The organism is Bradyrhizobium sp. 27S5 (assembly GCF_037217225.1).
Classification (GTDB): domain Bacteria; phylum Pseudomonadota; class Alphaproteobacteria; order Rhizobiales; family Xanthobacteraceae; genus Bradyrhizobium; species Bradyrhizobium septentrionale.
Window position 1 is genome coordinate 1,914,106 of the sequence record NZ_CP147714.1, and the last position, 11,177, is coordinate 1,925,282.

At 64.0% G+C, this 11,177-nt stretch carries 11 protein-coding genes; 7 read left to right on the plus strand and 4 right to left on the minus strand.

Features of this window, described 5'->3' with window-relative positions:
* Window positions 1-145 precede the first annotated feature (145 nt).
* The 4 genes from gcl to WDM24_RS09100 all read left to right on the plus strand — a co-directional run bounded on the left by gcl (window position 146) and on the right by WDM24_RS09100 (window position 4,733).
* Window positions 146-1,933, plus strand: a complete 1,788-nt coding sequence (gene gcl, locus WDM24_RS09085; RefSeq protein WP_029082730.1) for a glyoxylate carboligase — start codon at window positions 146-148, stop codon at window positions 1,931-1,933.
* 38 nt (window positions 1,934-1,971) lie between these two features.
* Complete coding sequence (hyi, locus tag WDM24_RS09090) at window positions 1,972-2,757, plus strand: hydroxypyruvate isomerase (RefSeq protein WP_338696927.1); 786 nt, start codon at window positions 1,972-1,974, stop codon at window positions 2,755-2,757.
* A 125-nt stretch (window positions 2,758-2,882) separates the two neighbouring features.
* Window positions 2,883-3,770: a 2-hydroxy-3-oxopropionate reductase gene (locus WDM24_RS09095; RefSeq protein WP_166303287.1), complete on the plus strand. Its 888-nt coding sequence runs from the start codon at window positions 2,883-2,885 to the stop codon at window positions 3,768-3,770.
* A gap of 303 nt (window positions 3,771-4,073) precedes the next feature.
* Window positions 4,074-4,733: a TetR/AcrR family transcriptional regulator gene (locus WDM24_RS09100; RefSeq protein WP_166303289.1), complete on the plus strand. Its 660-nt coding sequence runs from the start codon at window positions 4,074-4,076 to the stop codon at window positions 4,731-4,733.
* A gap of 19 nt (window positions 4,734-4,752) precedes the next feature.
* Here the strand turns inward: WDM24_RS09100 and paaZ are convergent, their stop codons facing one another.
* Both paaZ and paaG read right to left on the minus strand, forming a co-directional pair.
* Window positions 4,753-6,780, minus strand: a complete 2,028-nt coding sequence (paaZ, locus tag WDM24_RS09105; protein ID WP_338830929.1) for a phenylacetic acid degradation bifunctional protein PaaZ — start codon at window positions 6,778-6,780, stop codon at window positions 4,753-4,755.
* A 218-nt stretch (window positions 6,781-6,998) separates the two neighbouring features.
* The gene (gene paaG, locus WDM24_RS09110) at window positions 6,999-7,790 is read right to left on the minus strand and encodes a 2-(1,2-epoxy-1,2-dihydrophenyl)acetyl-CoA isomerase PaaG (RefSeq protein WP_338830930.1); all 792 of its coding nucleotides are present in this window, start codon (window positions 7,788-7,790) and stop codon (window positions 6,999-7,001) included.
* 127 nt (window positions 7,791-7,917) lie between these two features.
* Between paaG and WDM24_RS09115 the strand changes: the two genes are divergently transcribed.
* Together WDM24_RS09115 and WDM24_RS09120 are read left to right on the plus strand one after the other, a co-directional pair.
* Window positions 7,918-8,100: a helix-turn-helix domain-containing protein gene (locus WDM24_RS09115; RefSeq protein ID WP_338832354.1), complete on the plus strand. Its 183-nt coding sequence runs from the start codon at window positions 7,918-7,920 to the stop codon at window positions 8,098-8,100.
* Window positions 8,101-8,469: 369 nt separating this feature from the next.
* Window positions 8,470-9,588, plus strand: coding sequence for a branched-chain amino acid ABC transporter substrate-binding protein (locus WDM24_RS09120; RefSeq protein ID WP_166303297.1), 1,119 nt, complete (start codon window positions 8,470-8,472; stop codon window positions 9,586-9,588).
* Window positions 9,589-9,686: 98 nt separating this feature from the next.
* Here WDM24_RS09120 and WDM24_RS09125 read toward each other — a convergent pair whose 3' ends face one another.
* The gene (locus WDM24_RS09125; protein ID WP_338830931.1) at window positions 9,687-10,094 is read right to left on the minus strand and encodes a GFA family protein; all 408 of its coding nucleotides are present in this window, start codon (window positions 10,092-10,094) and stop codon (window positions 9,687-9,689) included.
* A gap of 44 nt (window positions 10,095-10,138) precedes the next feature.
* Window positions 10,139-10,717 (minus strand): TetR/AcrR family transcriptional regulator, encoded by a 579-nt coding sequence (locus WDM24_RS09130; RefSeq protein WP_166303300.1) that lies wholly within the window; start codon window positions 10,715-10,717, stop codon window positions 10,139-10,141.
* Between the two features lie 80 nt (window positions 10,718-10,797).
* On the opposite strand from WDM24_RS09130, the gene WDM24_RS09135 reads away from it, so the two are divergent.
* Window positions 10,798-11,112 (plus strand): monooxygenase, encoded by a 315-nt coding sequence (locus WDM24_RS09135; RefSeq protein ID WP_338830932.1) that lies wholly within the window; start codon window positions 10,798-10,800, stop codon window positions 11,110-11,112.
* Window positions 11,113-11,177 lie beyond the last annotated feature (65 nt).

Sequence of the window (11,177 nt, forward strand, 5' to 3'; positions counted from 1 at the left end):
CTCCGCCGACGTTAATCGCTTGAAGCCGCGCAAGAAATCGCGTGCGCTGCCATAGCGTGGAAAATCCCATCGATTGCGTTGAGATCGACGCTCGCGGGTCTGATGATCATGCTCAGGCCAACTCCTAGCGAAGCGGGATCATCAAATGAAAATGCGAGCAATCGATGCAGCAGTGCGCATTCTCGAACGCGAAGGGATCACGTGCGCGTTCGGCGTTCCCGGCGCCGCGATCAACCCGCTTTACTCCGCGCTGAAGCGGAACGGCTCGATCCGGCACATTCTGGCGCGGCACGTCGAAGGCGCCTCGCACATGGCGGAAGGCTATACAAGGGCGGAGGCGGGCAATATCGGCGTTTGCATCGGCACTTCGGGACCCGCCGGAACCGACATGATCACCGGCCTCTACTCGGCGATCGCGGATTCGATCCCGATCCTCTGCATCACCGGTCAGGCGCCGCGGGCGCGGCTCTACAAGGAGGATTTCCAGGCCGTCGACATCGAGGCGATCGCAAAGCCGGTGACGAAATGGGCCGTCACCGTGCGCGAGCCGGCGCTGGTGCCGCGCGTGTTCAGCCAGGCCTTCCACGTCATGCGGTCGGGACGGCCGGGACCGGTGTTGATCGATCTTCCGCTCGACGTGCAACTGGCCGAAATCGAATTCGACGACGAGACCTATTCGCCGCTGCCGGTCTACAAGCCGACGGCGACCCGCAAGCAGATCGAGAAGGCGCTCGAGATGCTCAACGCCGCGGAGCGGCCGCTGATCGTGGCCGGCGGCGGCGTGATCAACGCCGATGCATCCGAGCTGCTGGTCGCCTTCGCGGAAGCGGTTAACGTCCCGGTGGTTCCGACGCTGATGGCGTGGGGCGCCATTCCCGACGATCACGCGCTGATGGCGGGGATGGTCGGCCTGCAGACCAGTCATCGCTACGCCAACGCCACGATGCTGGAATCCGACTTCGTGCTCGGCATCGGAAATCGCTGGGCCAACCGGCACACCGGTTCGATCGAGACCTACACGAAGGGGCGCAAATTCGTCCATGTCGACATCGAGCCGACCCAGATCGGACGCGTTTTCAATCCGGATCTCGGCATTGTGTCGGACGCCAAGGCCGCGCTGGAGATGTTCGTGAGCGTCGCCAAGGAGTGGCGCAAGTCAGGGAAGCTCCGCGATCGGCAGGCCTGGCCCGCCGCATGCCGCGACCGCAAGCGTTCGATGCTGCGCAAGAGCCACTTCGACAACATCCCGATCAAGCCGCAGCGCGTCTACGAGGAGATGAACAAGGCCTTCGGTCGCGACACCTGCTACGTGACGGTGATCGGATTGTCGCAGATCGCGGGCGCCCAGTTCCTCAACGTCTATCGTCCGCGCAACTGGATCAATGCTGGCCAAGCCGGTCCGCTCGGCTGGACCCTGCCGGCCGCCCTCGGTGTGCGCGCCGCCGACCCCGACCGCGACATCGTCGCGCTGTCGGGTGACTACGACTTCCAGTTCCTGATCGAGGAACTCGCGGTCGGGGCGCAGTTCAATCTGCCCTACATCCACGTCGTCGTGAACAATTCATATCTCGGCTTGATCCGGCAGGCCCAGCGCGGCTTCGACATGGACTATCACGTGCAGCTCTCGTTCGAGAACATCAACGCGCCCGAGATCGGCGTCTACGGTGTCGACCACGTCACCGTCGCGGAGGGCCTGGGCTGCAAGGCGATCCGGGTGACCGACCCGAACGACGCCCAGGCGGCGTTCGCGACCGCGCGCGAATTGATGGCCAAGCACCGCGTGCCCGTGGTGGTGGAGTTCATCCTCGAGCGGGTCACCAACATCGCGATGGGAACGGAGATCGACAACATCGTCGAATTCGAAGAGGTGCTCGACCTTCCGCTCGATGAGGTGCCGAGCGCAGCACGATCCGGCACGCTGTTGCCGGCCTGACGACATCATTAGCGCTGCCTCAAGCGGAGATACCAACCGTGCCTCAATTTGCTGCCAACCTCACCATGCTCTTCAACGAGCTGCCGTTCCTCGATCGGTTCGCGGCCGCCAAGGCCGCCGGCTTCAACGCGGTCGAGTATCTTTTTCCCTATGACTACGACAAGAGCGAATTGCGGGAGGAGTTGGCGCGGTCTGAGCTGACCCAGGTGCTGCACAATCTTCCGGCCGGCAATTGGGCCGCGGGCGAGCGCGGCATTGCGATCCTGCGCGATCGAACCGATGAATTTCGCGACGGCGTCGCGCGCGCGATCGACTATGCGAAGGCACTGGATTGCCGGCAGCTGAACTGCCTGGTCGGCATCGCCCCCACTGGCGCGGATGCGGCAGAGCTGCACGAAGTCCTGGTGTCCAATCTGCGCTTCGCCGCCGGCGCGCTCGCCCAGCATGGCATCAAGCTTCTGGTCGAGCCGATCAACACGCTGGATATTCCGGGCTTCTTCCTGAGCGGGACGGAACAGGCGGTGCAGCTGATCTCCGACGTGCGGTCGCCCAACCTGTTCATCCAATACGATATCTATCACATGCAGATCATGGAGGGCGATCTGGCGCGAACCGTCGAGAGGCATCTCGGCCGGATCGCGCATGTCCAGCTCGCCGACAACCCGGGCCGTCATGAGCCGGGGACCGGCGAGATCAACTATTCATATCTGTTCAAGCATCTCGACAGCATCGGCTATCGCGGCTGGATCGGATGCGAATACAAGCCGCGGACGACCACGCTCGAGAGCCTTGCCTGGCATGCCGCGCAGACTTTCGTGACCTAGAGCGTTTCCGTTCCGATTGAACCGGAACGGAGCTCTCAATTTTATGTTTTGACGCGTTTTCTTCACGCGAACCGGTATCCGTTTCGCTAGAAAACGCCCTCATCGGGCTGACAGGAGCGACGACAATGAAAGACATTGGATTCATCGGGCTGGGCACCATGGGACGTCCGATGGCCGGCCATCTCCTGGCTACCGGCTATCGCCTGTTCCTGCACGACGTCGCGCCTCTGCCGCCCGACCTGATCGCGAACGGCGCCGTCGCGTGCGAGTCCGGCAAGCAGGTCGCGCAGGAAGCCGATGCCGTCATCATCATGGTGCCGGACACGCCGCATGTCGAAGCCGTGCTGTTTGGCAAAGGCGGCGTCGCCGAGGGCGTCTCCAAGGGCATGATCGTGGTGGATATGAGCTCGATTTCGCCGCTGGCGACCAAGGAGTTCGCGCGGAAGATCGATGCGCTCGGGGCCGACTATCTCGACGCGCCGGTCTCCGGCGGCGAGGTTGGTGCAAAGGCGGCAAGCCTGACCATCATGGTTGGCGGGCGGGAGCGGGCGTTCAACGCGATGAAGCCCGTGTTTGATACCATGGGCAAGAACGTCACGCATGTCGGCGCCAACGGTGACGGCCAGACCACCAAGGTCGCCAACCAGATCATCGTGGCGCTGACCATCGAGGCGGTGAGCGAGGCGCTGCTGTTCGCGTCCAAGGCGGGCGCCGATCCTGCGCTGGTGCGCCAGGCGCTGATGGGCGGCTTTGCGTCGTCCCGGATCCTTGAAGTGCACGGCGAGCGCATGCTGAAGCGCAATTTCGATCCGGGCTTCCGCATCGAGCTTCATCAGAAGGATCTCAACCTCGCGCTGGAAGGCGCGCGGGCCCTTGGGCTGTCGCTGCCGGGCACTGCCGCAGCCCAGCAGCTGTTCAACGCCTGCACCGCGCTCGGCGGCAAGGCCTGGGACCATTCCGGCATCCTGAGAGCGCTGGAAGTGATGGCCGGCCACGAGGTCGCAGCCGCCTGAGCTTCATGCGAAGGAGTTGATGAGACATCGCAGGCCCGGTTGGTGCCATGCCAGCTGGGCGGACGATGGGTGGCGTCGATGGGGGCCCGGCTGGCGCCGGATCCGGCCGACGCCCTGCGCTGAGCATTGCAACGCAGGGGTCCATTCCATATAGGTCATGGAATTGTCCGACCGGATGGTCAATAAATGGCGCTCAGACCGGCCCTGGCAATGGACAGGGCCGGACTGGTCTGAGAAATTTGCCGTTGTTGATTCACGTCTGACGACGACGGCTGAACGGCCGGCTGGTGGAACGGACGAGACATGGCCCGATCGCGCGCCAAGGACTATGACGACAAGCGCCTCTCGATGCTGCATCGTGCGGCCGAGCTGTTTGCCGCATCGGGATATGTCGGCACGTCGATGAATACGATCGCCGACGCGTGCGGTGTCTCGAAAGCGCTGCTCTATCACTATTATCCCGACAAGGAGGCGATCCTCTTCGATCTCCTGTCGTCGCATCTCGAGCGGCTGGTGGCGTCGGTTCGCAAGGCGAGCGCCTCGGCCGGCGATCCGGTCGAGCGCCTCGGGACGATCGTCACGACCCTGCTCGAGCTCTACCGGCATGCCGACGCCGAGCATCAGGTCCAGATCGCAAGCCTCAGGCTGCTGCCGGAGCAAAAGCAGCAGCCGCTGCTCGCAAGCGAGCGGATACTGGTCGGGATCATGTCGGATGCGCTGGCCGCCGCCGTGCCGGCGGCGAAGCAGAAGCGCGTGCTCAAGCCGCTGACGATGAGCGTGTTCGGCATGCTGAACTGGCACTATATGTGGTTTCGCGAGGGCGGGCCGATGACCCGCGCCGATTATGCCGACTTCGTCGTGCAGTTGGTGCTGGCCGGTGCGGAGGAAGCGGCTGCCGCCGTTGCCCGGCCGCGCAGCAAGGCGAAGCCCGCCGGCCGGAGCCGGCAGGCTGCGCTGCTCTGAAGCGGGCCCTCGGCGGATCCTAGGTTCGCATCGCATTCATGGTCAGCAGTTCATAGGTCGCCGCGGTCTCACCTGTACCGGTCGTGATCTCGACGTCCCAGCGCACCTCGCCATATTGCTTATTGCGCGGCGTTTTCTCCTTCGCGGTCAGCCGCACCTGGATCTGTTCACCCGGTTGGACGGGTTTCACGAAGCGCAGCGAGTCCAGCCCGTAATTCGCCAGCACCGGGCCGTAGTCGGGATCGACGAACAGGCCGGCCGCGAACGACAGCAGCAGATAGCCATGCGCGACGCGGCCGGGGAAGAACGGATGTCCCTTGGTCGCTTCCTCATTCATGTGGGCGTAGAAGGTGTCGCCGGTGAAATGCGCGAAATGCTCGATGTCGTCGAGCGTGATCTGCCGAGCCTTCGAGACCAGCGTGCGGCCGATCTCGAGATCGTCATAGTGATAGCGGAACGGGTGAAGGTCACCCTCGAGCACCGGGCTGCCCTTGAACCAGCGGCCGGTGACGCCTGACACCATCGCGGGCGAGCCCTGCAGCGCGGTGCGCTGCATGTAGTGCTGCAGGCTGCGGACGCCGCCGAGTTCCTCGCCGCCGCCGGCGCGGCCCGGGCCGCCGTGAACCATCTGCGGCATCGGCGAGCCGTGGCCGGTGTGTTCCGTCGCGCAGTCGCGGTCGATGATCGCGACGCGGCCGTGAAAACTGCCGATGCCGAAGGCGAGCTCGGTCGCGACGGGGATATCGTGCGTGTAGACCGATGCGACGAGGCTGCCGCCGCCGCGGTTGATGAGCGCGATGGCCTGGTCGAGATCGTCATACCCCATCACGGTGCTGACAGGCCCGAACGCCTCGATCTCGTGTACCGCGCTTGCGGCAACCGGGTTGGCGCAGTGCAGCAGCAGCGGCGGGACGAAGGCGCCGCGCTTGGCGTCGGCGTCGACCAGCGGGAAATTGCCGGGATCGCCGGCCACCAGCTCGGCCTCGGTGCGAAGCCTGGCCACATGGGCAAGCACATCGCTGCGCTGGCCGAGGCCAACCAGCGGCCCCATCCTGACCTTCTCGTTTTCGGGATTGCCGATCACAACCTTGGCAAGACGCTCGCGCAGCGCCGTGATGACCGCGTCGATCTGCGCCGACGGCGCCAGTGCGCGGCGGATTGCCGTGCATTTCTGCCCGGCCTTGACCGTCATCTCGTTGGCCACTTCCTTGATGAAGAGGTCGAACTCCGGGCTTCCCGGCGCGGCGTCGGGCGCGAGGATCGCGGCGTTCAGCGAATCGCGTTCCGCGATGAACCTGACGGCTTCGCGCGCGATCACCGGATGGCGCTGCAGTTTTTGCGACGTGTCGGCCGAGCCGGTGAAGGACACCACGTCCTGGCAGGTCAGGTGATCGAACAGGTCGCCGGTCGATCCGACGATGAACTGCAGCGCGCCTTCCGGCAGCGCCCTGGATTCGGCGATCAGCCGGGCCAGTTCGTAGGCGACATAGGAGGTGACGGTTGCGGGCTTGGTGACGACGGGAACGCCGGCGAGCAGCGCCGGTGCCAGCTTCTCCAGCATGCCCCAGCACGGGAAATTGAACGCGTTGATGTGCACGGCAACGCCGTGCAAGGACGTCACGATGTGCTGGCCGGCGAATGCGCCGCCCTTGGAGAGCCCCTCGACATTGCCGTCGAGCAGGAATTTGGTGTTCGGAAGCTCGCGGCGGCCCTTGCTGGCATAGGCGAACAACGTGCCGATGCCGCCATCGACGTCAATCATCGCGTCGGTGCGCGTGCAACCCGCCTGGAACGACAATTTGTAGAGCCGGTCCTTGTGCTGGCTCAGATAGTCGGCCAGCGCCTTCAGCAGGCCCGCGCGCTGATGAAACGTCAGCTTGCGGAGATTGTTGCCGCCGACCGTGCGGCCATAGGCGAGGATCTCCCGCATGTCGAGATCGCTCCGGGTCGTGAGCGCCACCACGTCGCCGGTCACGGCACTGTGAATCTCGGCCGCGGGTTCGCCGGAGCCGGTCCATTTTCCGCGGACGAAGCTGTCGAGTTTCATGATGGTATCCGCGCTCCGCGCGCCACTGGATTGAGGCTGTGTCATCGAAGTTGATTCCTCTGAACTGTGATCAAGTGATGCGTCTCGCCTTGCCGGCGGAACGTTCAATTTGCGCCTAGAGCATGATCCGGAAAAGTGTGGAGCGGTTTTCCGAAAAGATCATGCTCAGAAACAAAGAGCTGGAGCGGGATGATGATTCGAAGAATCTTCATCCCGCTCTAGGCTCTGCCGGCGAACCGCGGCGCGCGCTTCTCGAGGAACGCAGTGACGCCTTCGGCATAGTCCGCCGATCGGCCTGCGCGTCCCTGCAGGTCGCGCTCGAGCGTGAGTTGCGCGTCGAGCGTGTTGGTCTCGGAGGCATCAAGTGCCTGCTTGATCAACGCAAGACCGTCGGTCGGCTGCGTCGCGAGGGAGGCGGCGAGGGCGTGGGCCTCAGTCATCAGGTCGGTATCCTCGACCACCTTCCAGATCATGCCCCATGATTCCGCCCGTTCCGCGGAGATCGGCTCGGCGAGCATCGCCAACGCACGCGCCCGCGCTCCACCGACGAGCCGCGGCAGAAACCAGGTGCCGCCGGAATCCGGAACGAGGCCCAGCTTCGCGAAGGCCTGAATGAACTTGGCCGACCGCGCGGCGATCACGATATCGCAGGCAAGGGCCACGTTCGCGCCGGCGCCCGCGGCCACGCCGTTGACGGCGCACAGCACAGGCATCGGAATGCTGCGCAGTTTGCGCACGAGCGGATTGTAGTATTTGTCGATCGGCGCGGAGAGATCGGGCGTCTCGTCCGGCGTGAAGACGCCGTCCGAAAGATCCTGCCCGGCGCAGAATCCGCGTCCCGCTCCGGTCAGGATCACAGCGCGGCAGGACTTGTCCTGTTCTGCCGCAATCAGGCCGGCCATCAATGCGGAGTGCAGATCGGCGCTGAATGAATTCAGGCGATCGGGCCTGTTGAGCGTCAGGACGCGATATCCGGCGCGGATATCGGTCAACACCAGATTGCTGACCATGATTTCCTCCCGTTGCGGCTTCTACGGCCGAAGGTCGCATGACCTGCAACCGGATTACTATTGACCAACCGGTTGGTCAATTATAATTATCCGCGCAACGGTGTTTGAAAGCGCCGGCTTGGAAGTCGTGCTCGGCCAGCGCCTGGCGCGCGCGCATCATTTGCTGACCGATCCGCGCCACAGCGGCAGCACCATCGGCACGATTGCCTTTGAGGTCGGGTTCGGCGATCTCTCCTACTTCAATCGCACCTTCCGCCGGCACTACGGCGCGACGCCGTCGGACATCCGCGCGGTACCGCGGCGGTACTGATCCGAACGACTCAATCTTCTTGGTGCAGCGGCCGCGCTGCTGCTTACGGCTCGCCGCAGCCCGGCACCCGCCGGACCTGTTCGATCCGCCGGAAGAGCCCAAGCCGCTGGTGCGACCGTGATCGCAGGCTCTGTGCTATCACGCATACAAGGGGCGGCCTGCCATTCGCGCGAATCATTTTAGCAGCAATGCACGGCAACGTGTTTTCACATTGTTGCGCGATGTCGCATATGTCCAATCCCCCGTCGCCCCAGTCCGAGCCTGCCAACCATCTCGCGCCTAAAAGGCAGCCCCCTGTGATCGTCGCAGCCGGCAAGATTCGTCGAGTGCGATGCATTGAGGCGACTTAACACCATCGAGGAGAATGTGATGAAGTTTGCACTTCGAGGATATTTTCTTGCGCTCGGCACGAGCCTGGCTTTGTCCGGCGCGGCCATGGCGCAGGATATCAGTGTTGCTGTGGTCGGCCCGATGACCGGTTCGGAGGCGAGCTTCGGCCAGCAGTTCAAGAACGGCGCTGATCTCGCCATTGCCGACATCAATGCGGCGGGCGGTGTGCTCGGCAAGAAGCTGAAGCTGGAGGTCGGCGATGACGCCTGCGATCCGAAGCAGGCGGTGTCGGTTGCCGAGAAGATGGCAGGCGCGAACATTCCGTTCGTCGTTGGGCACTTCTGCTCGTCGACCTCGATCCCCGCGTCGGATGCCTATGCCGAGGGCAACGTGCTGGAGATCACGCCTGGCTCGACCAACCCGCTGTTCACCGAGCGCGGGTTGTGGAACACGTTCCGCGTCTGCGGCCGGGACGACCAGCAGGGCATGGTCGCGGCCGCCTATATCATCAAGAACTACAAGACCAGGAACGTCGCGATCATCCACGACAAGACGACCTACGGCAAAGGCCTGGCCGACGAGACGCGCAACGCCATCAACGCGGCGGGCGTGAAGGAAAAGCTCTATGAGGCCTACACCAAGGGCGACAAGGACTTTGCCGCGCTGGTGTCCCGCTTCAAGAAGGAGGGAATCGATTTCGTCTATGTCGGCGGCTACTACGCGGAAGCTGCATTGATCCTGCGCCAGATGCGCGAGCAGGGCGTCAATGCCGTGCTGATGGGCGGCGACGCCCTGGTCGACAAGCAGTTCGCGGCGATCGCGGGCCCGCTTGCCGAGGGCTCGCTGTTCACCTTCTCGCCCGATCCGCGCAAGAAGCTGACCGCGGCCGCGACCCTGAAGAAGTTCAAGGACAAGGGCATCGATCCCGACGGTTACACCCTCTACAGCTATGCCGCGTTCCAGATCTGGAGCCAGGCCGTGGCGCGCGCCCAGACCACGGATGCCAAGAAGGTCGCCACGACCATCAAGGCGGGAAACTGGGACACCGTGCTCGGCAACATCAGCTACACGCCGAAGGGTGACATCACGCTGATCGACTATGTCGTGTACCGCCGCGACAAGGACGGCAACTACGCCGAACTGGCGGCTGGTCAATGATCGCAAGCCGCGACATCGGCACTCGTCCCTGACCGATGTCGCGGCAACTCCTGTCCGGCTGCGCCGGCTTGCGCAGTGCCTGCGGCCGGCGCGGCCGGTCACACGTTCTGGGCAAAGCGTGCCGCGCCCGGGACCGGCGTGAGCCACGTCATCGCATGATCGGTATAGATCTCGACTTGCGGCTGCAGCCCCTCCAGCTCGTCGAGCGTGCCGGCCTTCACCACGACCTTCCCCGGCATCAATGCGGTCTTTGCAAGGAGAGGGGAGCCGCAGCGTCCGCAGAAATGGCGGTAGACCGGATGGCCGCTATCGCCCTGGTCGACGAACACCGCGGTCTCGCCCGTTTGCTGGTAGTCGGTTTCGCGGACGACGAGGTTGAACGAGAACAGGCTTCCGCTTTGCCGCTGGCAGTGCGTGCAATGGCATAGGGCGATGCTCCGCGGCTCGCTCTTCAGCGCGTAGCGCACCGCGCCGCAGAGGCAACCACCTTTCCGATCCTGCATCATGTTGTCTCCCATATGATATCGATCGCCACGACGGAGATGCCGCCTCAGACATCGTCGACCACCGCATCGATGAAGGTCGCGGCGGTCTCCTTCAGCTGCTTGCGGCTGTATCCGGCGCGCTCCATCACGGCCAACCCTCGCGTGAAGGTCACGATGACCCGCGCCAGCCGGTTGGCATCGGCCGCGCTGCGCTTGCCCGGGGCCGCGCTGAGGGCCTTGCCGATCAATTGCTCGAGCCGGCCCAGCACGCCCTGCACGCGCTGACGGACGTCGGTGCTCGAGATCGCCGCGTCGAGCGCGGTGCGCGTGGTCAGGCAGCCGCGCGGCGGCGAACCGTCCGTCATATTGACGATGATCATGTCGAAGAAATTTCTGAAGCCCGCCGCTGTGTCGCCCTGGGCCAGCGCGGTGCCGGCCGCGTCCAGGAACTCCTCGGCATAACGATCGAAGGCGCGCAGGAAGATCGCTTCCTTGTCGCCATAGGCGTTGTAGAGGCTGCCGCGCTGGACGCCTGTCGCGGCGGCCAGGTCCTGCATGGTCGCGTCGTGCAGGCCCTTGCGCCAGAACACGTCGAGCGCGTTCGCGATCATCTCGTCCTCGTCAAACTGACGCATGCCGACCATTCGGTTCGCTCCGCTGATTCATTCTTGACATTATCGTCAAGTTTGATAATTGTGTCAAGATTGATGCCCAGGAGGTCCGGATGATTACCGCCGTCACGACGTTCAGATTGCCGAAGCCGGTCACGCCCGAGGAAGCGCGCAGCATCTTCCTGAGCACGGCCCCGATCTATCGCGACGTACCTGGGCTGTTTCGAAAGACCTATGTGCTGTCCGAGGACGGGATGACGGCCGGCGGCATCTATTTCTGGAACTCGAGGGCAGAGGCGGAAGCGCTGTACACCGAAGCGTGGCGCGCCCGCGCCCGGGAGAAATATGGCGCCGATCCGACGGTCACCTATTTCGAGAGCCCCGTCGTGGTCGATAACGTCGCGCAGCAGGTGTTTTCCGACGCGTAACGAGCGCCACGACCGTCGGCCTCTCCGCTGATCGGAACCCTGGATTGTCCGCTCGGCCGCGCATT